27 protein-coding genes are annotated in these 23,459 nt (G+C 69.5%); 17 read left to right on the top strand and 10 right to left on the bottom strand.

The features are described from left to right. Nucleotides 1–8 precede the first annotated feature (8 nt). Together ABB33_RS16685 and ABB33_RS16680 are read left to right on the top strand one after the other, a co-directional pair. Entirely contained in the window at nt 9–605 is a 597-nt protein-coding gene (locus tag ABB33_RS16685; protein WP_056932827.1) for a thioredoxin family protein, read from the top strand. A 119-nt stretch (nt 606–724) separates the two neighbouring features. Continuing rightward, a complete protein-coding gene (locus tag ABB33_RS16680; RefSeq protein WP_056932826.1) occupies nt 725–1,846 on the top strand; it encodes a hypothetical protein in 1,122 nt (373 codons plus the stop codon). A 22-nt stretch (nt 1,847–1,868) separates the two neighbouring features. Here ABB33_RS16680 and ABB33_RS16675 read toward each other — a convergent pair whose 3' ends face one another. Then, on the bottom strand, nt 1,869–2,363 hold the full coding sequence (locus tag ABB33_RS16675) for a MarR family winged helix-turn-helix transcriptional regulator (RefSeq protein ID WP_056932825.1): 495 nt from the start codon (nt 2,361–2,363) through the stop codon (nt 1,869–1,871). Between the two features lie 126 nt (nt 2,364–2,489). On the opposite strand from ABB33_RS16675, the gene hppD reads away from it, so the two are divergent. Then, nucleotides 2,490–3,605, top strand: a complete 1,116-nt coding sequence (hppD, locus tag ABB33_RS16670) for a 4-hydroxyphenylpyruvate dioxygenase (protein ID WP_054667871.1) — start codon at nt 2,490–2,492, stop codon at nt 3,603–3,605. A gap of 68 nt (nt 3,606–3,673) precedes the next feature. Beyond that, the gene (hmgA, locus tag ABB33_RS16665) at nt 3,674–4,972 is read left to right on the top strand and encodes a homogentisate 1,2-dioxygenase (RefSeq protein ID WP_054667869.1); all 1,299 of its coding nucleotides are present in this window, start codon (nt 3,674–3,676) and stop codon (nt 4,970–4,972) included. A gap of 1 nt (nt 4,973) precedes the next feature. Here the strand turns inward: hmgA and ABB33_RS16660 are convergent, their stop codons facing one another. From ABB33_RS16660 to ABB33_RS16630, 7 genes are all read right to left on the bottom strand, one after another. After that, nucleotides 4,974–5,480: a hypothetical protein gene (locus ABB33_RS16660; protein ID WP_054667867.1), complete on the bottom strand. Its 507-nt coding sequence runs from the start codon at nt 5,478–5,480 to the stop codon at nt 4,974–4,976. Between the two features lie 97 nt (nt 5,481–5,577). Further along, nucleotides 5,578–5,949 (bottom strand): Na+/H+ antiporter subunit G, encoded by a 372-nt coding sequence (locus ABB33_RS16655; RefSeq protein ID WP_054667865.1) that lies wholly within the window; start codon nt 5,947–5,949, stop codon nt 5,578–5,580. Then, nucleotides 5,946–6,188 carry a K+/H+ antiporter subunit F gene (locus ABB33_RS16650; protein ID WP_267914007.1) on the bottom strand — a complete coding sequence of 81 codons (243 nt, stop codon included), beginning with the start codon at nt 6,186–6,188 and terminating at the stop codon, nt 5,946–5,948. The genes ABB33_RS16655 and ABB33_RS16650 overlap by 4 nt, the downstream gene beginning before the upstream one ends. 38 nt (nt 6,189–6,226) lie before the next feature. After that, on the bottom strand, nt 6,227–6,733 hold the full coding sequence (locus ABB33_RS16645) for a Na+/H+ antiporter subunit E (RefSeq protein WP_054667862.1): 507 nt from the start codon (nt 6,731–6,733) through the stop codon (nt 6,227–6,229). Then, a complete protein-coding gene (locus ABB33_RS16640; RefSeq protein WP_056932824.1) occupies nt 6,730–8,274 on the bottom strand; it encodes a monovalent cation/H+ antiporter subunit D in 1,545 nt (514 codons plus the stop codon). The genes ABB33_RS16645 and ABB33_RS16640 overlap by 4 nt, the downstream gene beginning before the upstream one ends. Continuing rightward, the gene (locus ABB33_RS16635) at nt 8,271–8,645 is read right to left on the bottom strand and encodes a Na+/H+ antiporter subunit C (RefSeq protein ID WP_054667859.1); all 375 of its coding nucleotides are present in this window, start codon (nt 8,643–8,645) and stop codon (nt 8,271–8,273) included. The genes ABB33_RS16640 and ABB33_RS16635 overlap by 4 nt, the downstream gene beginning before the upstream one ends. Then, entirely contained in the window at nt 8,645–11,473 is a 2,829-nt protein-coding gene (locus ABB33_RS16630; RefSeq protein ID WP_056932823.1) for a monovalent cation/H+ antiporter subunit A, read from the bottom strand. The genes ABB33_RS16635 and ABB33_RS16630 overlap by 1 nt, the downstream gene beginning before the upstream one ends. 244 nt (nt 11,474–11,717) lie before the next feature. Here ABB33_RS16630 and ABB33_RS16625 point away from each other — a divergent pair, with 244 nt between their 5' ends. Next, nucleotides 11,718–12,605, top strand: coding sequence for an NAD-dependent epimerase/dehydratase family protein (locus ABB33_RS16625; protein ID WP_056932822.1), 888 nt, complete (start codon nt 11,718–11,720; stop codon nt 12,603–12,605). A 48-nt stretch (nt 12,606–12,653) separates the two neighbouring features. Here ABB33_RS16625 and ABB33_RS16620 read toward each other — a convergent pair whose 3' ends face one another. Both ABB33_RS16620 and ABB33_RS16615 read right to left on the bottom strand, forming a co-directional pair. Continuing rightward, complete coding sequence (locus tag ABB33_RS16620) at nt 12,654–13,133, bottom strand: Mpo1 family 2-hydroxy fatty acid dioxygenase (protein WP_054667855.1); 480 nt, start codon at nt 13,131–13,133, stop codon at nt 12,654–12,656. A 56-nt stretch (nt 13,134–13,189) separates the two neighbouring features. Continuing rightward, on the bottom strand, nt 13,190–14,116 hold the full coding sequence (locus ABB33_RS16615) for a phosphoribosylaminoimidazolesuccinocarboxamide synthase (protein ID WP_056932821.1): 927 nt from the start codon (nt 14,114–14,116) through the stop codon (nt 13,190–13,192). A 144-nt stretch (nt 14,117–14,260) separates the two neighbouring features. On the opposite strand from ABB33_RS16615, the gene ABB33_RS19220 reads away from it, so the two are divergent. The 12 genes from ABB33_RS19220 (at nt 14,261) to trpD (ending at nt 23,455) form a co-directional block, all read left to right on the top strand. Then, the gene (locus ABB33_RS19220) at nt 14,261–14,590 is read left to right on the top strand and encodes a J domain-containing protein (RefSeq protein ID WP_054667851.1); all 330 of its coding nucleotides are present in this window, start codon (nt 14,261–14,263) and stop codon (nt 14,588–14,590) included. 11 nt (nt 14,591–14,601) lie between these two features. Continuing rightward, nucleotides 14,602–15,276, top strand: coding sequence for a ribulose-phosphate 3-epimerase (gene rpe, locus ABB33_RS16605; RefSeq protein ID WP_054667849.1), 675 nt, complete (start codon nt 14,602–14,604; stop codon nt 15,274–15,276). Nucleotides 15,277–15,278: 2 nt separating this feature from the next. Beyond that, on the top strand, nt 15,279–15,764 hold the full coding sequence (locus ABB33_RS16600) for a GNAT family N-acetyltransferase (RefSeq protein WP_054667848.1): 486 nt from the start codon (nt 15,279–15,281) through the stop codon (nt 15,762–15,764). A gap of 323 nt (nt 15,765–16,087) precedes the next feature. Further along, nucleotides 16,088–16,342: a hypothetical protein gene (locus ABB33_RS16595; protein ID WP_056932820.1), complete on the top strand. Its 255-nt coding sequence runs from the start codon at nt 16,088–16,090 to the stop codon at nt 16,340–16,342. 87 nt (nt 16,343–16,429) lie between these two features. Next, a complete protein-coding gene (locus ABB33_RS16590) occupies nt 16,430–16,666 on the top strand; it encodes a hypothetical protein (protein ID WP_152985136.1) in 237 nt (78 codons plus the stop codon). Between the two features lie 77 nt (nt 16,667–16,743). After that, the gene (locus ABB33_RS16585; RefSeq protein WP_056932818.1) at nt 16,744–17,424 is read left to right on the top strand and encodes a winged helix-turn-helix domain-containing protein; all 681 of its coding nucleotides are present in this window, start codon (nt 16,744–16,746) and stop codon (nt 17,422–17,424) included. Further along, on the top strand, nt 17,424–18,815 hold the full coding sequence (locus tag ABB33_RS16580) for a sensor histidine kinase (RefSeq protein WP_056932817.1): 1,392 nt from the start codon (nt 17,424–17,426) through the stop codon (nt 18,813–18,815). Before ABB33_RS16585 ends, ABB33_RS16580 begins: the two co-directional genes overlap by 1 nt. Nucleotides 18,816–19,040: 225 nt before the next feature. After that, a complete protein-coding gene (gene trpE / locus ABB33_RS16575) occupies nt 19,041–20,531 on the top strand; it encodes an anthranilate synthase component I (RefSeq protein WP_056932816.1) in 1,491 nt (496 codons plus the stop codon). 10 nt (nt 20,532–20,541) lie between these two features. Further along, on the top strand, nt 20,542–21,303 hold the full coding sequence (locus ABB33_RS16570) for a hypothetical protein (RefSeq protein ID WP_056932815.1): 762 nt from the start codon (nt 20,542–20,544) through the stop codon (nt 21,301–21,303). Between the two features lie 10 nt (nt 21,304–21,313). Next, complete coding sequence (locus ABB33_RS16565) at nt 21,314–21,898, top strand: anthranilate synthase component II (RefSeq protein ID WP_056932814.1); 585 nt, start codon at nt 21,314–21,316, stop codon at nt 21,896–21,898. After that, nucleotides 21,892–22,410 carry a DUF1543 domain-containing protein gene (locus tag ABB33_RS16560; RefSeq protein WP_225546643.1) on the top strand — a complete coding sequence of 173 codons (519 nt, stop codon included), beginning with the start codon at nt 21,892–21,894 and terminating at the stop codon, nt 22,408–22,410. The genes ABB33_RS16565 and ABB33_RS16560 overlap by 7 nt, the downstream gene beginning before the upstream one ends. Before the next feature lie 13 nt (nt 22,411–22,423). Next, complete coding sequence (gene trpD, locus ABB33_RS16555) at nt 22,424–23,455, top strand: anthranilate phosphoribosyltransferase (RefSeq protein WP_056932813.1); 1,032 nt, start codon at nt 22,424–22,426, stop codon at nt 23,453–23,455. Nucleotides 23,456–23,459: the final 4 nt, after the last annotated feature.

Genomic DNA, 23,459 nt, shown 5'->3' with positions numbered 1-23,459 from the left:
AAACGACGATGAAGCGGATGTCCGGTGGAGTATCCCTGCTGCTGGTGGCGATGCTGGGGGGCTGTTCGCAGCCACCGGCTCCGCCGGCGGAGAAGGTGCAGCCGCTGGACACCTCCGAACAGAAGGCGCCGGTGGCCGATACCAGCCAGCCGGTCGCCTCGGGCAATACCCCGGCCGCGGCGGACATCGCCGCCGTGGCCGCGCTCAACGCGCAGTTCGACCCGGCGCGCGACCCGGTCGCCGACCTGGAGACGGCCAAGGTCGAGGCCCAGCGCGGCGGCAAGCGGATCGTGCTGGACGTGGGCGGCGAGTGGTGCTCCTGGTGCCACCTGATGGACGCCTTCATGGAAGGCGATTCGGAGATCCGCCGTTTCCGCGACGCCCATTACGTGTGGATGAAGGTCAACTACAGCGAGGACAACGAGAACGCGGCGTTCCTGTCGCGCTTCCCGGCCATCACTGCCTATCCGCACCTGTTCGTGCTCGATGCCGAGGGGCGGCTGCTGCATTCGCAGTTCACCGGGGAACTGGAGAAGGGCAAGGGCTACGACCGCGCCCGGTTCTTCGCCTTCCTCAAGGAATGGGCGCCGCCGGCCACGCCCTGAGCGGGCCACGGACGCGGGAGGGGACGGCGCCGCAGGGCGCCGTTTTCGATCCGGGCTTCATTTCCGGGGCGCACGGCCGCTAACGGGAGCATTCCCTTGCTCGCCGGGGCCGATTCCCGATGTCGCTTCCTTCCGATGCCTCCCCCGACGCCGCCGCTCCGGCCGCCACCGCTGCGACCGCCGGTACCGGCCTGCCCACGGTGGATGCGCTGCTGGACGAGCAGCCCCTGGCCGACGCCGGGGAGGGGGCGCCGCGCTACCGGCTGCCGCAGGCGGCGGTGCCGCCGACCATCATGCTGCAGGCCGCGGTGGCGCGGCTGGTGGAGCAGAAGGAGCGCATCGACCGGCTGGCCCGCGAAGGCCTGCTCGATGGCCTGTTGCCCGCCGAGTGGAGCGCGGTGCCGGGCAACGAGCTGCGCGCCTTCGTGGCCTCGGTGGTGCCGTTCGCTTCGGACAGCGTGCGCGGCGAGACCATCGCCGCGCGGGTGCCGCTGAAATACCTGCTGGGCCAGTCGCATCGCTGGGGCAGGGACGACGTCGCCGAGCCGCGTTCGCTGAGCGCGTTCCTGGCCAGCGACGAACGCGCCACCGCCGGCGCGGCCGACGCGGCCGAGGTGATGCTGCTTGGGCCGCTGGGGTTGGGCTGGGCGCAGGTGGGCCGCAGCCGGGTGGGCTTCCTGCGCGCGATGGGGACCGAATCGCTGGCCGCGCGGGTCACCGCGTTGCCCTATCCGGCGCCGGAGCAGCTGGCGCTGTACCAGGTGAGCGTGGCCGGCGCATCACAGGTGTGGTGCGTGCTGGACAACCGCCGGCTGCGCGCGTTGTCGGCGCCGTCGCTGACAGTCCCGCTGTTGACCGCCTATGGCGTGGGCGCGCCACAGGCATGGCCGGCACAATGGCCTGATCCGGTCGAAGTGGATGCCGAGATTGGCGTGGCAAGGTCCGGCAAGGGAGGCAACGAGGTTGACCTGGTCAGGCTGGTGGACAAGATCCAGCGTAACCGGGCCGGCGAGGCCTGGAGCAGCGCGAGCCTGATGCAGCTGCATACCTGGGTGCCGCGCTGGCGCTTTTTCCTGGCCTCGTTCATCGGCCTGCCGGCGGCGCTGCTGCTGATCGCGGCACTGGCCCTGCCCGGGCGCGTCGAGGCCGCTGCGGTGGCGGCGGCGCTCGGCTTCGCCGGTGGCGCCATTGCCGCGCTGGCCGCGCCGTGGATCTACGCGCGCCGCAAGTTCCTGAGCTGAGCCGGCCGCGACAGGCCCGGCTTCAGTCGGTGCTCATCTGCGCGAGGCCGGCATCGGCCAACCGGGTGATGAGCCGTTCCAGTACCTGCTCTTCTTCCTCGGTGAGCACCGACATCAGCTTGCGGGTGATCTCCATCACCATCGGCGCGACGGTCTCGTAGACCTCGAAGCCCGCCGCCGACAGCGCCAGCACCGAGCGGCGGCGGTCGTCGCCATGGGTCTCGCGGCGGATGAAGCCGCGCTCGAGCAGGCGCGCCACCGCACGGCTGACGGCCACCTTGTCCATCGCCGTGCGTTCGGAAACCTCGCTTGCCGACGAGCCCGGATACAGCGCCAGGATGGTGATCACGCGCCATTCCGGGATCGACAGGCCGTAACGCTCGCCGTACAGGCGCGCGATGTTGCTGCTGACCCGGTTGGACAGGACGCTGATGCGGTACGGCAGGAATTGTTCGAGATCGAGCAGCACGTGCGAGGCACGGATGCTGGTGGACTTGCTGTAATCGGAAGCGCTCATGCTGCAGTGCACCTTGATGGTGGTTTCATGTGAAACTATAACCTTCGGTCCGGACCCGCGTTTTTCGCGTGTCTTCCTGTACTCCGCCGCCGGCTGCGGCGACGACCCCACTCCCGGAGGCAACCCATGAATACCCAAGTCCACGCCGCATCCAACGCGCCCAACCTGGGCATGCAGGTGACCACCTTCGAGAACCCGATGGGCATCGACGGTTTCGAGTTCGTCGAATTCGCCGCGCCCGCCGGGCAGGCCGCGCAGCTGCACGACTACTTCAGGAACATGGGATTCACTGCCGTGCTCCGCCATCGGCAGCGTGCTATTACCGTCTACCGTCAAGGCGGCGTCAACTTCCTCGTGAACGAGGAGCCGGATTCGTTCGCCGCCGACTTCGCCGCCAAGCACGGCCCCTGCGCCTGCGGTTTCGCCATCCGCTTCAAGCGGCCGGCCAGCGAGGTCCTGTCCGCCGCGCTGGGCAACGGTGCCGAGGAAGTCACCCTGCTGGCCGACACCCGCGCGGTGCCGGCGCCGGTGATCAAGGGCATCGGCGACTGCATGCTGTACCTGGTGGACCGCTACGGCGACGCCGGCAGCATCTACGACGCCGACTACGTGCCGGTGGAAGGCGCCGAGCAGGACCCGAAGGGTTTCGGGCTGACCTTCATCGACCACCTGACCCACAACCTGTACCTGGGCAACATGCAGCAGTGGTCGGACTACTACGAGCGCCTGTTCAACTTCCGCGAGATCCGCTACTTCGACATCAAGGGCGCCAAGACCGGCCTGGTGTCCAAGGCGATGACCGCGCCGGACGGCATCGTGCGCATCCCGCTGAACGAGTCGTCCGACCCCAAGAGCCAGATCAACGAGTACCTGGACGCGTACAAGGGCGAGGGCATCCAGCACATCGCCTGCTTCACCGACAACATCTATGACACCGTCGAGGCCATGCGCGCGCGCGGCATCGAGTTCCTGGATACGCCGGACGCCTATTTCGACGTGATCGACCTGCGCATCCCCGACAATGGCGAGGACGTGCCGCGCCTGCGCCGGAACAAGATCCTGATCGACGCCGATCCGGAAACCAAGCAGCGCAAGCTGCTGCAGATCTTCACCCAGAACTGCATCGGCCCGATCTTCTTCGAGATCATCCAGCGCAAGGGCAACGAAGGCTTCGGCGAAGGCAACTTCCAGGCGCTGTTCGAGAGCATCGAGCGCGACCAGATCAAGCGCGGCGTACTGTAAGACATGTGCTCCAGCCCCCTCTCCGGGAGGAGAGGGGCTTTGAAAACACGAAACGGGCGGGCAAATCCATGGTCAGCAACGCGTATCAAACCGGCTTCGGCAACGAGTTCGCCACCGAGGCGGTGCCCGGCACCCTGCCGCTGGGGCGCAACTCGCCGCAGCGCGTGGCCCACGGCCTGTATGCCGAGCAGCTGACCGGCACCGCGTTCACCGCGCCGCGCGGCAGCAACCGCCGCAGCTGGCTGTACCGCATCCGCCCGGCGGCGATGCACGGCGAGTTCACCCCGTTCGCGCAGCCGTGCCTGCATGGTGACTTCAGCCACGCGGCGGTATCGCCGAACCAGCTGCGCTGGAACCCGCTGCCGCTGCCCCAGGCGCCCACCGATTTCATCGAAGGCCTGTACACCATGGGCGGCAACGGCTCGCCCGAGGCGCATGCCGGCGCCGCCATCCACATGTACGCGGCCAATGCCGACATGCGCGGCCGCTATTTCTACAACGCCGATGGCGAACTGCTGGTGGTGCCGCAGCTGGGCCGGCTGCGGCTGCGTACCGAGATGGGCGTGCTGGAGGTCGAACCGCAGCAGATCGCGGTGATCCCGCGCGGCGTGCGCTTCGCGGTGGACCTGCCGGACGGCCAGGCGCGCGGCTATGTCTGCGAGAACTTCGGTGCGCTGCTGAAGCTGCCCGACCTCGGCCCGATCGGCAGCAACGGCCTGGCCAACCCGCGCGATTTCGAAACGCCGGTGGCCGCCTACGAGCAGCTCGAAGGCGATTTCGAGCTGGTCGCCAAGTTCCAGGGCCGGCTGTGGCGCGCCGCCATCGGCCATTCGCCGCTGGACGTGGTCGGCTGGCATGGCAACTACGCGCCGTACCGCTACGACCTGCGCCGCTTCAACACCATCGGCTCGATCAGCTACGACCATCCGGACCCGTCGATCTTCCTGGTGCTGCATTCGGCCAGCGACACCCCCGGCACCAGCAACCTGGACTTCGTGATCTTCCCGCCGCGCTGGCTGGTGGCGCAGGACACGTTCCGCCCGCCGTGGTTCCACCGCAACATCGCCAGCGAGTTCATGGGCCTGGTGCATGGCGCCTACGACGCCAAGGCCGAGGGCTTCGTGCCGGGCGGGGCGTCCATCCACAACTGCATGACCGGCCACGGCCCGGATGCGGCCACGTTCGACAAGGCCTCCGGCGCCGACCTGTCGCGGCCGGACGTGATCACCGACACCATGGCCTTCATGTTCGAGACCCGTGGCGTGATCCGCCCGACCGAGCAGGCCATCGCCGCCGCGCACCGGCAGCGCGACTACCAGGCGTGCTGGAGCGGGCTGGGCGACCACTTCGCGCCGCCGCAGGGGTGATTCAGGCCGGCAGCGGCGCGTCCAGCACCGCCGCCAGGTGCGGTTCGGGCAGCACTTCGCGCAGGCGCTCGCGCACCCGCCCCACGTAGCCGTCCGAGGCCATCGCCGGCAACTGGGCCAGCGCCAGCCGCAGCGCATGCACGGTGTCCGCGTCCCCGCGCGTGGCCTGCAGCAGCTGGTGCAGGCGCGCGGCGGCCGGATGCCGCTGCAGCGCGAGCATGTCCAGCAGGTAGATGCGCGCGGCCAGCAGCGAGCGGCGCCGCGTGGCGGGCACGGGCGTGGTTTCGGGCGAGGGCGAGGGCGCCGGGTCCGGCTGCTCCGCGTGCAGGTAGCCATCGCGCTGCAGCTGGGCGATCAGGGGCGCGGCATCGTCGCCGAGCAGCGCCCCCAGTTCGGCGAGGTCGCGCTTGCCGTCGCACAGGATCAGGGCGCGGCGCTGGCGCAGGTCCAGCGGGGCGCGGTGGGCCTGGAGTGCGGCATGCGCGAGGTCGGTCTTGCGCGGTTGCATGGGCGGAAGGGCGATGCGGCGCGGAGCCCCAAGCCTGTCGGCCGCAGGTGAAAGCCTGATGACAGGCGACTTGCCGCCGCCGGCACCGGTGCCGGCGTCAGTCGCCGCCGCGGTCGTCCGCGGGCGGTAGCTGCTCCTTGCGCGCGCTGTCATCGCCCGGCACTTCCGGGCGGCTCTCCATCATCAGCGACAGCGCCGCCTTGGCCATCATGTGCGCGCTGACCGGCGCGGTGATGAACAGGAACACGGTGATCAGAAGTTCGCGCGGCTGCGGGTCTTCGCCGAGGAAGATGTGGTACGCCACCGAGCACACCAGTACGCAGCCCACGCCCAGCGTGCTGGCCTTGGTCGGCGCATGCAGGCGCTTGAAGAAGTCGGACAGGCGCACCAGCCCGAGCGCGCCGACCAGGATGAAGAAGCAGCCGGCCAGCAGCAGCAGCGACAGCAGGATCTGGAGGAAGGTCATCATTCGACGATGTCCCGGCGCAGCACGAACTTGCTCAGCACCACCGTACTGCAGAAGCCGAGCATGGCGATCACCAGCGCGGCCTCGAAGTAGACCGCCGAGTTGATGTACATGCCGAACAGCATCAGTTCGGCGATGGCGGTGACCGAGAGCGTGTCCAGGGCGAGGATGCGGTCGGGCACGGTGGGGCCGCGCAGCAGGCGCCACAGCGCCAGCAGCATCGCCAGCCCGACCATGTGCATGCACACCACCAGCGTGGTCTGGAAAACCAGGAGTCCGGTCACGGGAAGATCTCCATCAGCGGGGCTTCGTAGCGGGACTTGATCTCGTCGATCAGGGCCTGCGGGTCCTCCAGGTGCAGCACATGCACCAGCAGGTAGCGACGGTCGTCGGACAGTGCCGAGGACACCGTGCCCGGGGTGAGGGTGATCAGGCTGGTCAGCGCGGCGATGCCGTGGATGTTGCCGATGTCCAGCGGCACCCAGATGAACCCCGGGGTGAGCCTGCGTTCCGGTCCCAGGACCTGGACGGCGACGCGGAAGTTGGACAGCAGGATGTCCCACAGCACCACGCATGCCAGCCGCGGCAGCGGCCGCAGCGTGCCGATGCGGGCGAACTCGCGGTCAAGGCGCGCGGCGAACAGTGGCACCACCACGCCCAGCAGCATGCCCAGCAGCAGCTGGCCGAGGTCGAAGCTGGCGGACATCACCAGCCAGAACGCGACCACGGTGATCGACAGTACCGGCGACGGGAACAGCCGCCGCAGCAGGGGCCGGCGCGCGCTCATGGCTGCCTCGACTGCGGCGTGGTGCCGCGTACGTCATGCAGGTACTGCTGCGGCGCCAGCAGCTGCGCTGCGATGGCGTCGGTCTGCCGCATCAGCGGCGCGGCGAACACGCTCATCGCCAGTGCGCAGACCAGCAGCGCGCCGGTGGCGGCGGTCTCGAACGGCCGCGTCGGCACCTCGCCCTCGGGCGGCGGTGGCGCGTCGTCCTCGCCGGGCACGTGCCAGAACAGGCGGATGCCGCTGCGCACCAGGCCGATGATCACCAGCAGGCTGCTGCCGAGGACCGCCGCCCATACCACTCCGGTATGCGCGTCCGGCACCGCCGACAGCAGCGCGGCCTTGGCGAGGAAGCCGGCCAGTGGCGGCAGCCCGGCCACCGCCACCGCGCCGACCAGGAACAGCAGGCCGGGCACGGTCTTGCCCGGCAGCGCCGCGGCCAGGTCGCGCTCGCCGCGTTCGCCGGCGCGCCAGCGGCGGCGGCGGATCAGGTCGGCGACCAGGAACAGGGCCGCCGCGGTGAAGGTGCTGTGCGGCAGGTAGTACAGCCCGGCCGAGATCGTGCCGGCGTTGCCCAGCGCGAAGGCGATGAACAGCGTTGCCGCCGAGACCACCACCAGGTAGGCCACCTGCACCCGCAGCCGGGTCGCCGCCAGCGCGCCCAGCGCGCCCAGCAGCAGCGTGCCGATGCCGGCCCACAGCAGCCAGTCGGCGCCATAACCGGCCAGTGCGCCGGCGCCCTCGCCGAACCACAGCGTGCCCACCCGCAGCACCGCGTACAGGCCGACCTTGGTCATGATCACGAACAGCGCCGCCACCGCCGCCGGTGCGCGCGCATACGACTCGGGCAGCCACAGGTACAGCGGCAACAGCGCGGCCTTGGCGCAGAACACCACCAGCAGCAGGCCCAGCGCGGCCTTGGCCAGCTTCAGGTGCGAGGGCGGCAGCTCGGCGATGCGCTGGCCGATCTCGGCCATGTTGAGCGAGCCCAGGGTGGCGTAGAGCATGCCCAGCGCGACCAGGAACACGGTCGAGGCCGAGACGTTGAACACCACGTAGTGCAGGCCGATGCGCAGGCGCAGGCCGCGGCCGCCGGACAGCAGCAGGCCATAGGAGGCGATCAGCAGCACCTCGAAGAACACGAACAGGTTGAAGATGTCGCCGGTTAGGAACGCGCCGTTGAGGCCGACAAGCTGGAACTGGAACAGTGCGTGGAAATGCGGCGCGCGGCGGTCCCAGCCGGTGCAGGCGTGCAGCAGGCAGGCCGCGGCCAGCAGCAGCGTGGTGCCGAGCATCCAGCCGGCGAGGCGGTCGGCGACCAGGGCGATGCCCAGCCGCGCCGGCCAGTCGCCGAGCAGGTACACCATCGTCTCGCCCTGGCTGGTGGCGGCGATCAGCAGCACTTCGACCAGCGCCAGCAGCAGCATGCTGGCCCATGCCACGCTGCGCTGGACCTTCGGCCCGTAGCGCCGGTGCTCGACGAACAGCGACAGCGCCGCGCCCAGCAGCGGCACCAGGATCGGCAGGATCGGCAGGTGGTTCATGCGCCGCCCCCGTTGCCGGCTTCGCGGCCGTCGTCCGGCTCGTGCGCGTCGACGTGGTCGCTGTGGTTGTCGCTGCGGCTGCGTATCGCCAGCACGATGCTGACCGCGGTCATGGCGAAGGCGATGACGATGGCGGTGAGCACCAGTGCCTGCGGCAGCGGGTCGGTGTAGTGCGCCAGGTCCGGCGGTACGCCGTCCCTGAGCACCGGTGGCTTGCCGCTGGCCAGTCGCCCGGCGCTGAAGATCAGCAGGTTGGTGGCGTAGGACAGGAAGGTCATGCCGAGGATGACGTCGAAGCTGCGTGCGCGCAGCAGCAGGTACACGCCGATCGCGGCAAGTACACCGATCGCGCTCGCCAGGGCCAGTTCCATCAGTGCATCTCCCCGGTGCGTGCCGAACGGCGGTGGATGTCGATCTCGCCATGGCGCGCGCTGCGCGTGCGCGACGGCTTGACGGTGCCCATCATCGACAGGATCAGCATCACCCCGCCGAACACCACCAGGTACACGCCGGTGTCGAAGCCCATGGCGCTGGCCAGCGGCAGCTCGCCGATCAGCGGCAGGTGCAGGTCGAGGTGGCCACTGGCCAGGAACGGCACGCCGAACAGCATCGACGCCATGCCGCTGAGCACGGCGATCAGCAGGCCCACGCCGATGCAGCGGACGTAGTCGAAACCGAAGCGCGACTCGACCGACGCCGTGCCCTGGATCACGTACTGGATCAGCAGCGGCACCGCCAGCACCAGGCCGGCGATGAAGCCGCCGCCCGGCGCGTTGTGGCCGCGCAGGAACAGGAAGATCGACACCGTGAGGGTGAGCGGGAACATGATCTGCGCCAGGTCGGCCGGTACCGGCAGCTTGACCGGCGGGCCGGGCATGATCTGCTCGGGGGCCATGCGCGAGCGGCGCAGCAACGCGTGCACCACCAGCGCGGCGATACCGAACACGGTGATCTCGCCGAAGGTATCGAAGCCGCGGAAGTCGACCAGGATCACGTTGACCACGTTGCGGCCGTAGGCCTCGGGCAGTGCGCGCTGCAGTATCTCGCCGGCCACGGTGTTGGGCGGCAGGGTCATCATCGCGTAGGCCAGCGCGGCCAGGCCGCCGCCGGCGACCACCGCGATCAGCGCGTCGCGGCGCTTGCGCCACGGCGCGCGCTCGGGTGGCGACTGCGCCGGCAGGTAATTCATGCCCAGCAGCATCAGCACCAGGGTCACCATCTCCACCATCAACTGGGTCAGTGCCAGGTCCGGCGCGGACAGGAAAACGAAGGCCAGCGCCACCATCAACCCGCTGCCGCCCACCACGATCACCGCCAGCAGGCGCTGCCGGTACAGGAACAGCCCGCCCAGCGCGCAGGCCAGCATCACCAGCCACAGTACCCAGCCCAGCAGCGGCATCGGCTGCGCCGCCGGCCAGGCCGGCCATGCCGGGGCGGCGGCATAGGGCGCGGCGGCCACGATCACCGCCACCAGCACCAGCGCCAGCAGCATCCGCTGCAGGCTGCCGTCCGCCAGCGCGTGGGTGATGCGCTGGGCCAGCCCGAACAGCGCGTCCATGCCGCGCTGGAACATCTGCTTGCCCACGGCACGGTTGCGGGCCGCGTACAGGTCGGTGTGGCGACGCAGGCCGAAGTACAGCGCGATGCCACCGGCCACGCCGATCGCGCTCATCGCCAGTGGCAGGTTGAAGCCATGCCAGATCGACAGGCTGTAGGCGGGCATCGCGGCGCCGAGGATGGACTGCGCGGCGGCGTGCAGTACCGGCGCCACGGTCAGTGCCGGGGCGATGCCGACCGCCAGGCAGATCAGCACCAGCACCTCGACCGGTACCTTCATCCAGCGCGGCGGTTCATGCGGCACCACCTCGATGTCGACCGGGCCCCTGCCGAAGAAGGTGTCGTGGACGAAGCGCAGGCTGTAGGCGACGCCGAGGATGCCGGCCAGCAGTGCCGCCGAGCTCATCGCCGTGCGCATCCACTGCGGGCCACCGGTGGCCAGCGCCTCGGCGAACAGCATTTCCTTGGACAGGAAGCCGTTGAGCAGCGGGATGCCGGCCATCGCCAGCGAGGCGATGATCGCCAGCGTGCTGGTGATCGGCATCAGCCGGCGCAGGCCGCCGAGGCGGCGCATGTCGCGGGTGCCGGTTTCGTGGTCGATGATGCCCGCGGCCATGAACAGCGAGGCCTTGAACGTGGCGTGGTTGAGGATGTGGAACACGCCGGCGACCACCGCCATCGGCGTGGACAGGCCGAACAGCAGGGTGATCAGGCCCAGGTGCGAGATCGTCGAGTAGGCCAGCAGGCCCTTGAGGTCATGCTGGAAGATCGCGTTCCAGGCGCCGACCAGCAGGGTCAGGGCGCCGATGCCGCTGACCAGGTAGAAGAACAGCTCGCTGCCGGCCAGCGCCGGGTGCAGCCGCGCCAGCAGGAACACGCCGGCCTTCACCATGGTCGCCGAGTGCAGGTAGGCCGATACCGGGGTCGGCGCGGCCATCGCGTGCGGCAGCCAGAAGTGGAACGGGAACTGCGCGCTCTTGGTGAAGATGCCGGCCAGCACCAGCAGCAATGCCCACGGGTACAGCGCGCTGCCGCGGATCAGGTCGCCGGAGGCCAGCACCACGTCCAGGTCGAAGCTGCCGACGATGCGTCCGATCAGCAGCACGCCGGCCAGCAGCGCCAGGCCGCCGCCGCCGGTGATGACGAAGGCCATGCGCGCGCCCTCGCGGGCGTCGCGGCGGTGCGACCAGAAACCGATCAGCAGGAACGAGCTGATGCTGGTCAGCTCCCAGAACACCATCAGCAGCAACAGGTTGCCGGACAGCACCATGCCCAGCATCGCGCCCATGAACAGCAGCAGGCTGCTGTAGAAGCGGCGCGTGCTGTCCTGTGCGGAGAGGTAGTAGCGCGCGTACAGCACCACCAGCGCGCCGATGCCCAGTACCAGCCCTGCGAACATCCAGGCCAGCCCGTCCAGCCGCAGGGTGGCTTCCAGCCCGATCTGTGGCAGCCAGGGCCAGCTCTGGCGCAGCACCGCGCCGTCGAGCACCGCCGGCGTCATCGCTCCCAGCAGTACCAGGCCCAGCAACGGTGCGGCGCCGGCCAGCCATGCCGCGGCCGTGCGCGACAGGCGGCCATGCAGGGCGATGAGCGCGGCCATCAGGAATGGCAGCGCGAGCAGCAGGGGGAGAACGGATGTCATGCAGGGAATGCGGGATTCGCGAGCAGGTTTTGCAGTCTAGCAGGCGCTTTTTTGCCACCGGAACCCCGTAGATGAACGAGCCGTTCGGGTTCGCGCCCGGCGTCGCCGCCCGTCCCGCGAGCCCCGGCCGCTGCCGCCCCGGGGGTGCATGGCGGCCGGCATCGCCGGGCCGCCCCGGGCCGGGCAGCCGCTCGCGCGTGCATCGGTCGGGCGCCGGCGCGCTCCCATCGCCTATGCTTCCACGATGGAAGCAGGGCAATACGAACGGGACACGCCGCCACGGGCACTGGTATTCGGTGGCAGCGGACAGATCGGCGAACGGCTGCTGGCGGGCCTGCTGGCGCAGGGCTGGCAGGTGAGCGCGGTGTCGCGCATGCCGCGTGCGCCGGCACCGGGGCTGGTATGGCGGCAGGGCGACCTGTCCGGCCACTGGCGGGACGATGGTCCGTTCGATGCGGTGTTCAGCTGCGGCCCGCTCGACCACTTCGCGCGCTGGTACCAGGCCTCGGACATCGCCGCGCCACGGGTGGTCGCGTTCGGCTCCACCAGCGTCGAGGTCAAGGGTGATTCGAGCGAACCGGCCGAGCGCGACGTCGCCCACCGCCTGCGCCAGGCCGAGGCCACCCTGTTCGCCGCTGCCCACGCGCGCGGCGTGGCGGCCACGGTGCTGCGCCCGACCCTGGTCTATGGCGCCGGGCGTGACGCCACGCTCACCGCGATCGCCCGGCTGGCCACGCGCGCCGGCTTGTTCGTGCTGCCCGCTGGCGCCGATGGCCTGCGCCAGCCGGTGCACGTGCAGGACCTGGCCGACGCCGCGCTGCAGGTGCTGCGGCACCCGTCCACCGCCGGCCGCGCCTATGCGCTCGGTGGTGGTGAACGCCTGGGTTATGCGGAGATGGTGCGGCGGGTGCTGGCTTCGCTGCAGCCGCCACCGCGCCTGCTGCGGGTGCCGGCGCCGCTGTTCCGCGGGGCGTTGGCGGCAGCCCATGGCATCGGTCGCCTGCGTGGCATGAACGCCGCGGCGCTGGCGCGCATGCGCGAACCGCTGGTGTTCGATATCGCACCGGCGCGGCGCGACTTCGGCTACGCCCCGCGCCCGTTCAACCCGACCCGGGACATGTTCGGGCTGTAATGCCGGGCCTGGCGCCTTGCCGGCGCCGTCCGCGGCGGCTGTGCCGGCTCAGTACTTCCAGCCGAACTGCCGGTACAGCTTGGCCAGTACCCAGATCGGCCCGATCAGCAGGTAGGTCAGGTCGGTGAGGAAACTGGGCCTGCGGCCTTCGACATGGTGGCCGACGAACTGCGCGATCCAGGCCACCACGAACACGCCGATACCGGAGAAGAGCAGGCCGCGCACGCCGATGCGGTCCTCCAGCAGCCGGCACAGGCAGCCGGCGACGAAGAACAGGATCAGCATGCCGATGCCCAGTGGCCGCGACAGGCGGTTGTAGTACGCCCACGCGCCGAACATCGCCAGCGCCGCCCAGATGCCGTTCTGGAACCAGGGCAGCAGCGGCGGGACGCACCACAGCAGGGCGACCACCGACCACAGGATGGCCGGTACCGCGACCACGTGGATGGCCTGGTTGACGGGGTTGCGGTGGTCGCCGGAATAGCTGGCGAACCAACGGTCGATGGGGCGTGCGGCGCTCATGTCCATGCTGCCTCTTCTCCCGGCAGGGCCTGTGGTGCGCGCCCGGGCGGGCGCGCCGGTGCTCAGTCTATGTGGATGCCCGCCAGCTTCTGCAGGGCTTCGGCGTACTTGTCGCGGGTGCGCGAGATCACCTCGGCCGGCAGCGCCGGCCCGGGGGCGGTCTTGTCCCAGTCCAGCGTTTCCAGGTAGTCGCGCACGAACTGCTTGTCGTAGCTCGGCGGGCTGGTGCCGACCGCGTACTCGTCGGCCGGCCAGTAGCGCGAGGAATCCGGGGTCAGCATCTCGTCCATGATGTACAGGCGGCCATCGGCGTCGGTGCCGAACTCGAACTTGGTGTCGGCCAGCAGGATGCCGCGTTCGGCCGCGTACTCGGCGGCGAACTTGTAGATGCGCAGGGTCGCGTCGCGCACTTTCTCGGCAAGCTCGGCGCCCACCGACTTGACCATCGCGTCGAAGTCGATGTTCTCGTCATGGTCGCCCACCGCGGCCTTGGTGGACGGGGTGAAGATCGGCTCGGGCAGCTTCTGCGCCTGCTGCAGGCCGTCGGGCAGCTTGATGCCGCTGACCTGGCCGGTGCGCTGGTAGTCCTTCCAGCCGCTGCCGATCAGGTAGCCGCGGGCGATGGCTTCCACCGGCACCGGCTTGAGCCTGCGGGTCACCACCGCGCGCCGGGCGTACAGCGCCGGGTCCACGCCTTCCGGCAACACGCTGGCCACGTCGATGCCGGTCAGGTGGTTGGGCATCAGGTGCGCGGTCTTGGCGAACCAGAAATTGGAGACCTGGCACAGCATCTCGCCCTTGCCGGGGATCGGGTCGGGCAGCACCACGTCGAACGCGGACAGGCGGTCGGTGGCCACGATGAGCAGGTAATCGCCGGCAGGCGTGTCGGCCGGCAGGCGTTCGCGCGGGATATCGAATACATCGCGCACCTTGCCGCGGTGGCGCAAGGGCAGGCCGGGAAGATCGGATTGCAGCAGCGTGGTCGGCACGGGCACTCCTGGAACTTGGCGATGAGGCCGTCGGCACAGGACCCGGGGGGCCCGCGGCGGGACGGCGGGCGGCCTAGTGTAAGGCCGTCCGGGGCCGCTGTGGCATAAAATGCGGGTCCGATCTTCGAGGCCACGGCCCTGCCCATGCGCTGGTACGGAAAACTGCTGGGATTCATCGCCGGCGCCCTGCTGTTCAGGCCCAACCCGCTGTTCGGCGCGGTGGTGGGCGTGCTGCTGGGCCATGCGTTCGACAGCGACTGGTTCAGGCTCGGCAAGGACCTGCCCTACCGCGAACTCGGCGTCACCCGCGAGGCCAGCGACGCCGAGATCGACCTGGCCTACCGCCGCCTGATGTCCCAGTACCACCCCGACAAACTGGCCGGGGCCGCGCCCGAGCTGCGCGCCCAGGCCGAGAAGAAGGCCCGGCAGATCAACGCCGCCTACGACCGCATCAAAACCCTGCGCAAGCGCTGAAAGGCCCCGTCATGTCCAACTGCATCATCGCCCCGTCCATCCTCTCGGCCGATTTCGCCCGGCTCGGCGAGGAGGTCGACACCGTCCTCGCCGCCGGTGCCGACTGGGTCCATTTCGACGTGATGGACAACCATTACGTGCCCAACCTGACCATCGGCCCGATGGTCTGCCAGGCGCTGCGCAGGCATGGCGTGACCGCGCCGATCGACGTGCACCTGATGGTCGAGCCGGTGGACCGCATCGTGCCGGACTTCGCCGAGGCCGGCGCCAGCCTGATCAGCTTCCACCCGGAAGCGTCGCGGCACGTCCACCGCACCATCCAGCTGATCAGGTCGCACGGCTGCAAGGCCGGCCTGGTGCTCAACCCGGCGACCCCGGTGGAAGTGCTGGACTGGGTGCTGGAGGACCTGGACCTGGTGCTGCTGATGTCGGTCAACCCCGGCTTCGGCGGCCAGGCCTTCATCCCCTCGACCCTGGAGAAGCTGCGCGCGGTGCGGGCGATGATCGACAAGCTCGGCAAGCCGGTGATCCTGGAAGTGGACGGTGGCGTGAAGGCCGACAACATCGGGCAGATCGCCGCCGCCGGTGCCGACGCCTTCGTCGCAGGCTCGGCCATCTTCAACGCCCCGGACTACGCGCAGGTCATCGCGCAGATGCGCGCCAACGTCGCCGCGGCGCGGGGTTGAGCATGGCCGCCGGCCTGCATATCCGTCCGGCCACCGCCGATGATGCGGGCCTGATCCTGCATTTCATCCGCGAGCTGGCGATCTACGAACGGGCCGAATCGTCGGTGCAGACCGACGAGGCCGGGATCCGCGCCAGCCTGTTCGGGGCCGACGCGAAAGCGCAGGCGCTGGTCTGCGAGCGCGACGGCCAGGCCATCGGCTACGCGGTCTATTTCTACAACTATTCCACCTGGCTGGGCCGCAACGGCATCTACCTGGAAGACCTGTACGTCAGCCCGGAACATCGCGGCTGCGGGGCGGGCAAGGCACTGCTGCAGCACATCGCGCGGCTGGCGGTGGCGCAGGGCTGCGGCCGCTTCGAGTGGTCGGTACTGGACTGGAACACGCCGGCGATCGACTTCTACCGCGCCGCCGGCGCGCTGCCGCAGGACGAGTGGACCGTGTACCGGCTGCAGGGCGACGCGCTGCGGCGGTTCGCCGAGGGCTGATTCCCGGCGCCGTCCGTGGTGGACGTCCCGGGCCGGCCTTGCGGCAGTAAAAAAAAAGGCCGTGGCGGCGACGCCACGGCCGGGGGAATTCGTGGGAGGCTGATCCTGCCTCCATCCATCGTCCCTGCTATGGACTTCCATGTTCCGGGGCTTTGATGACGCGGCGATGACGATCGCGTTGCCGTTGCATGGCGGGCGCACATTACAGAGCGTTCATGCGTGCGCCACGCTCCCGTTAGCCGGCGCGGCGCAATCTGTCGGCGATGGTTGGAAACGCCATCTTCCCGAACCTTCCCGACATAGCCCGCCCAAGGATCACGCATATGAAGACTTCCGCCCTGCTCCTCGCCGTCGGCCTGGCCCTGGGGGCCGGCACCGCGTTCGCCGCCCAGTCGACCCCGCCGGCCACCCCCGCCACGCCTGCAACCCCGGCGGCCCCGGCGGCCCCGGCCATGCAGATGGCGCCGGCTGCCAAGACCGCCGCCGCCCCGGCCGCCAAACACCACGCCAAGAAGCACCATCACCACGCCGCCGCCGCCAAGCCGGCAACGCCTGCCCCCCCGGCAGACGGCAAGTAAGTCCCCGGCCCGGAAGGGTCACGCCGGTCCTTCGGCCGGCGTGATCGGCCTGCGTCCGGTCGGGTCACCGTGACGGAGGGCAGGGCAATGAACACCGCTACCCATCGCCCGTATCGCGTGATGGTGCTGGTCGTGATGGCCGTGCTTGGCGGCGCAATGCCGCAGGCCGCCGGTCCCGTGCCCACCATCGCTGCTGCCCCGGCCGCGGGGGCGCTGCCGGCACGGGCCAGGCCGCCGCCGCGGTGCCTCAAGCGCAGCGCCTTGGGCAAGTGCGAACGCCGCGTGCCGTCCACGGTCCGCTCCCCCGCCAGCCCCGCGCACTGAGCGGCAACCGCGGGCATGACGGCCGCCACCGGTGGCGGCGCTATGCTTGCCCCCAATCAGGCCACAGCCAAGCCGCCATGCGCATACTGGTCGTCGAGGACGATACCCAGATTTCGGCTTTCATCGCCAAGGGGCTGCGCGAGGACGGACACGTCGTGGATTGCGTTGGCAACGGCCGCGATGGCCTGTTCATGGCCACCACCGAGGCCTATGCCGCGGTCGTGCTCGACCGCATGCTTCCCGGCCTGGACGGCCTCACCGTGCTGCGCACGCTGCGTGGCGCCGGCAACACGGTGCCGGTGCTGCTGCTGACCGCGCTGGCCGATGTCGACCACCGGGTGGAGGGCCTGCGCGCCGGTGCCGACGACTACCTGGTCAAGCCGTTCGCCTTCGCCGAACTCAGCGCTCGGCTCGACGGCCTGTCGCGGCGCGGCCCGGGGGCGCCGGCGGCCGCGCCATCGACGCGGCTGCAGGTGGCCGACCTGGAGCTGGACCTGCTGCGCCGCACCGCCTCGCGCGCCGGCCGTACCATCGAGCTGCTGCCGCGCGAGTTCATGCTGCTCGACTACCTGATGCGCAACGCCGGCCGGGTGGTCACCCGCACGATGCTGCTGGAAGCGGTGTGGAACTACCACTTCGATCCGCAGACCAACGTGATCGACGTGCACATCAGCCGCCTGCGGCAGAAGATCGACCATGGCTTCGCCAGCACGCTGCTGCATACGGTGCGCGGCGCCGGTTACCGGCTCGACGGGTGATGCGCCTGCCGCGCTCCACCACCTCGCGGCTGGCGCTGGCGGTGTCCGTCGCCTTCCTGTTGTCGTTCATCGTGCTCGGCACCGGCGTCTATGCCGCGGTGTCGACGCTGCTCGAGCGCGACGCGCACGAGGTCGTGCGCACCGATGCGGCGGGGCTGCGCGATCTGTACCGGCATGCGGGCTACGCGCGCCTGCGCGAAGAGCTGGAGGCGCGCATCGGCACCCCGGACGATCCGGACATGGTGTACATGCTGCTGGACAGCCATGGCAAGGTCATCGCCGGCAGCCTGGCCGACGTGCCCGGCTGGACCGGGCGCGCGCGCTGGCTGCAGTTCGTCGACGCGGCTTCCGACGACACCCCGCGGGTGATCGCGCAGCAGCAGGTGCTGGACAACGGCCAGTACCTGCTCACCGGCCTGCGCATGCGCTCGGAAGATGGCTTCCTGCGCCTGATCCTGCACTCGGCGTTGGCGGCACTGCTGGCCGCGGCGGTGATGGGTGCGATGGTCGGGCGCTGGACCTCGCGCTGGGTGGCGCGGCGGCTGGGCAACCTCGACCGTACGGCCGAACGTGTGGCCGCCGGTGAAATGGGCCTGCGCGTGCACAGTGATGGCAGCGGCGATGCGTTCGACCGGGTCGCGCTGCGCTTCAACGGCATGCTGGACCGGATACAGGCGCTGCTCGATGCGGTCCGCCATGCCACCGATCACATCGCCCATGACCTGCGCACGCCGCTGAGCCGCCTGCGCGCGCGGCTGGACGCGATGCGCGAGGTGCCGGCGATCGCCGCCTCGCCCGTGGCGATCGCCGAGCTGGATGCCGGGCTGGCCGAAACCGACGGCCTGCTGCAGTCCTTCTCCGCCCTGCTGCGGCTGTCGCGGATCGAGGCACAGCCGGCGACTGCCGACGATGCCACCGTGGTCGACCTGGACCAGTTGGTCCAGGACGTGGCCGAGCTCTACCAGCCGGTCGCCGCCCAGCGCGGCATGCGCCTGCATGTCGTGGGCGCACCACTGCAGGTGGCGGGCGACCCGGACCAGCTGTTCCAGCTGCTGGTGAACCTGCTCGACAACGCGCTCAAGTACGGGCCGGCCGGCGGTACCGTCACCCTGGCCATGGCGGCCGCGGGCGGGCAGGTCGAGTTGAGCGTCCGCGATCAGGGGCCCGGCATTCCCGAAGGCGACCGCCAGCGTGTGTTCGACCGTTTCGAGCGCCTGCAGGCCGACCGCGGCCAGGCCGGTACCGGGCTGGGGTTGAGCCTGGTGCGGGCCATCGTCGCCCGCCACCGCGGCAGCGTCGTCCTGTCCGATGGCGACGCCGGCCCCGGCGGCGCCCCGGGGCTGTGCGTGACCGTGCATCTGCCGCGCCGGCCTCCCGCCGCCGTGACCTGAGGCCAGTGGTGGGGCGCCGCACACGCCCGGGCGGGCGCGGACAGTTGCCCCTGCAAGCGTTCCCGCCGGGTGCCGCGGCCCCCGCTGGGGCCCATTTGCGGTACAGTTGCGCGGTGCCCATTCTGACGACCAAGCGTTCCCTTTCTTCCGCTCGCCGCTGGTGGCGATGGTGGCCCGTTGCCGTCGTCCGTACCGCCACCGTCGATTCCCGGAAGGAAAGCCGTCTTGATCACGCAAGAGCAGTTCCAGCAGCTGGCCACTGAGGGCCACAGCGCACACCCGCATAATTTCGTTCCCGTCGTCCGCGAAGTGCTGTCCGACCTGGACACGCCGCTCTCGGTCTACCTCAAGCTCGCCGACGGCCCGCATACCTATCTGTTCGAATCGGTCGAGGGTGGCGAGCGCTTCGGCCGTTATTCCATCATCGGCCTGCCGGCGCGACGCATCTACAGCTTCCGCGGGCACACGCTGGAAGTGAGCGAGCTGGGTGAAGTCGTCGAGCGCCGCGAGGTGGCTGACCCGCTGGCCGAGGTGGAAGTGCTGCGCAGGCAGTACTCGGTGCCGCAGCTGGATGGCCTGCCGGGCTTCACCGGCGGCCTGGTCGGCTGGTTCGGCTTCGAGTGCATCCAGTACATCGAGCCGCACCTGGGCGCGGGCGACAAACCCGATGAACTCGGAACGCCGGACATCTACCTGATGCTGTCCGAAGAGCTGGCGGTGTTCGACAACCTCAAGGGCCGGCTGTACCTGATCGTGCATGCCGACCCGTCGCAGCCGCAGGCCTGGGCGCGCGCCAACCGGCGCCTCGACGAACTGGCGCACCGGCTGCGCCAGGGCGGTGCCGGTTACCCGCAGGCGCAGGTGTCCGACGCCATCGACGAGCAGGATTTCCAGTCGTCCTTCACCCGCGAGCAGTACCACGCGGTGGTGCGCAAGGCGCAGGAATACGTGCGCGCCGGCGACATCTTCCAGGTGGTGCCGAGCCAGCGCCTGCGCGTGCCGTTCCGTGCGCGGCCGATCGATGTGTACCGCGCCCTGCGTGCGTTGAATCCGTCGCCGTACATGTACTTCATCGACGTCGGCGGCACCCAGGTGGTCGGCTCCTCGCCGGAAATCCTGGCGCGCCTGCGCGATGGCATCGTCACCGTGCGTCCGATCGCCGGCACCCGCCCGCGCGGCGCCACGCCGGAGCTGGACAAGGCCCTGGAAGTCGAACTGCTGGCCGATCCCAAGGAGCGCGCCGAGCATGTGATGCTGATCGACCTCGGCCGCAACGATGTCGGCCGCGTCGCCGAACCGGGCACGGTCAAGGTGGGCGAGCAGTTCGTGATCGAGCGCTACAGCCATGTCATGCATATCGTCAGCGAGGTCACCGGCACCTTGAAGGCCGGGTTGAGCTACAGCGACGTGATGCGTGCGACCTTCCCGGCCGGCACCGTCAGCGGCGCACCGAAGATCCGCGCGCTGGAGATCATCCGCGAGCTGGAGCCGGTCAAGCGCAACGTCTATTCCGGCGCGGTCGGCTACATCGGTTGGAACGGCGATGCCGATACCGCCATTGCCATCCGCACCGCGGTCATCCAGGACGGTTACCTGTACGTGCAGGCGGGTGGTGGCGTGGTCTACGACTCCGATCCGGATGCCGAGTGGCAGGAAACCATGAACAAGGGTCGCGCGCTGTTCCGTGCGGTGGCGCAGGCGGCGAGAGGTTTGTGAGGTGAAAGGGATGATTGCCAATGGCCCGCGGACCGCATTTTTCGTGGCGGCGATGGGTCTGGCAGCCGTCGCATCGGCCCGGGAATCTGACCTTCCCGGGGACAGGCAGAATGCAGTGATACGTCCGGAGGGCACGGCGCTCCATTTTGATGGACGTATAGCGGATGAGTCGGTTGCCAGGGTGCGGGCATTTCTGGACGCGGACAGTTCGCTGACGGAGCTGGCCATCCGATCGGGCGGCGGCGACATTGAGGCAGGAATGGCACTGGGCAGGATGCTGCATGAGCGAGGGATGGATGTACGTGTAGTGGGAGATATCTGCATATCCTCCTGCGCGAACTATGTGTTCCCGGCAGGCCGGCGGAAGCGGGTGGACAGTGGCGCGCTGGTCATCTGGCACGGTTCCATGCTGCAGAAGAATCTTCTCGAGAGTTTCGACTTCTCCGGTGTCGAGAGGCAGCTCGGTCGGCCGCTCACGTGGCTGGAGCGATGGTCTGCGCGGAGAGCCACGAAAAAATGGTACCGCCGCGTTTACTCGGAACAGGCCGCGTTCTTCAGAATGATCGGGGTTGATCCGGCGATTACGGTTCTTGGCCAGGAACAAGGTTGTGCGTGCGACTGGACGGTGTCGGTTGCAGACATGGCGAAATTTGGAATTGGCTCGGTGAGTGCGGATGCCGACTATGCGGCCCCGGGCTATGCGCGCTGGGACGGGAAATGGCAACTGATTACAGGCATCGACGAAGCACCGGCGGCTACACGACAACGATGAGAGACGAACCATGCTGTTGATGATCGACAACTACGACAGCTTCACCTTCAACCTCGTGCAGTACCTGCAGATGCTGGGCGCCGAGGTGAAGGTGGTGCGCAACGACGCGCTGAGCGTCGAACAGATCGCCGCGCTCAATCCCTCGCACATCGTGGTGTCGCCGGGGCCGAAAACCCCCGACGACGCCGGGGTGTCGCTGGAGGTGATCCGGCGGCTCGGCCCGACCATCCCGATCTTCGGCGTGTGCCTGGGCCACCAGAGCATCGGCCAGGTGTATGGCGGCGACGTGATCCGCGCCGGCAACATCATGCACGGCAAGACCTCGCCGATCCGCCACGAGGGCAAGGGCGTGTTCGCCGGGCTGCCCGACCGCTACGAGGCCACGCGCTACCACTCGCTGGTGGTGGACAAGGCCACGCTGCCGGACGTGCTGGAGATCACCGCCTGGACCGAGAACGCCGACGGTTCGATGGAGGAGATCATGGGCCTGCGCCACCGCCAGCATCCGGTGGAAGGCGTGCAGTTCCATCCCGAGTCCATCCTCACCCAGCACGGCCACGCGCTGATGAAGAACTTCCTGGACCGCACGTGCTGAGCGGGACCGAAGCGCTGCGGCTGTTCGTGGTGATGCTCGGCGGCCGCCATGCGCGCGCCAACACCGAAGTGCACGACGTGGTGCTGGCGGTGGCGCCGGGCATCGAACGGACCCATGCCCAGCTGCGCCAGCAGTGGTTCGGCGAGACGTCCGGGCTGCACATCGATTCGTGGATGACGGTCGATGGCGTCGAACAGTGGCAGGTGCGCCTGTCCGCGGACGCGCCCGCCGCCGATGCGCCGCGGCTCTACTTCGTGAATCTGGGCGGCTATGTCGCCGGCGAGTTCGGCGAGGCCCACCGTTACCTGCTGGTGGTCGCCGACGACACGGCCGACGCCAAGCGCAAGGCGCTGCGCCAGGCCGGCGCGGAGTGGATCAAGCCGCACCGCGATGCCCTGTTCGACGTCGACAGCTGCCTGCCCGTCGGCCCCATCGGCGGCCTGCACGTGCACCTGGTTCCCGGCCCCCACGCCGGCATCCGCAGCCAGAGCGACTACATCGTCATTTCCTGATCCTGGAGTTTTCATGACCATCACCGCGCAGGAAGCCCTGCAACGCACCATCGAACACCGCGAGATCTTCTTCGACGAGATGGTCGACCTGATGCGGCAGATCATGCGTGGCGAAGTGTCCCCGACCATGACCGCCGCCATCCTCACCGGCCTGCGGGTGAAGAAGGAGACCGTCGGCGAGATCGCGGGCGCGGCCACGGTGATGCGCGAGTTCGCGCTGCCGGTGGCGGTGGCCGACAAATCGCACCTGGTCGACATCGTCGGCACCGGCGGCGATGGCTCGCATACCTTCAACATCTCCACCTGCTCGATGTTCGTGGTGGCCGCGGCTGGTGCCAAGGTGGCCAAGCACGGCAACCGCAGCGTGTCGTCCAAGTCCGGCAGCGCCGATGCGGTGGAGGCGCTGGGTGCGGCGATCGAGCTCAACCCGGAGCAGGTGGTGCGGGTCATCGAGCAGACCGGCATCGGCTTCATGTTCGCGCCGATGCACCACCCGGCGATGAAGGTGGTGGCGCCGGTGCGGCGCGAGATGGGCGTGCGCACCATCTTCAACATCCTCGGTCCGCTGACCAACCCGGTTGGCGCCACCAACATCCTGATGGGCGTGTTCCACCCCGACCTGGTCGGCATCCAGGCGCGCGTGCTGCGCGAGCTGGGCGCGCAGCGCGCGCTGGTGGTGTGGGGCCGCGACAACATGGACGAGATCTCGCTGGGCGCCGGCACCCTGGTCGGCGAGCTGCGCGACGGCAAGGTGCGCGAGTACGAAATCCACCCGGAGGATTTCGGCATCGCCATGTCGGCCAGCCGCAATCTCAAGGTGGCCAACCCGGAAGAGTCCATCGCCATGCTGCGCGGCGTGCTCGACAACCAGCCCGGCCCGGCCAACGACATCGTCGCGCTCAACGCCGGCGCCGCCCTGTACGTGGCCGGCGTGGCCGACAGCATCGCCGACGGGCTGGCGCGCGCGCGCGCGGTCATCGCCGACGGCAGCGCCCGTGCCCGCATGCAGCAGTACGTCGCCGCCAGCCGCGCCTTGGCCGGCTGAGCGC

This window comes from Stenotrophomonas acidaminiphila (assembly GCF_001431595.1).
Lineage (GTDB): Bacteria > Pseudomonadota > Gammaproteobacteria > Xanthomonadales > Xanthomonadaceae > Stenotrophomonas > Stenotrophomonas acidaminiphila.
Note: the sequence above shows the minus strand (reverse complement) of the source record. Positions and strands in the feature narration are given on the sequence as shown.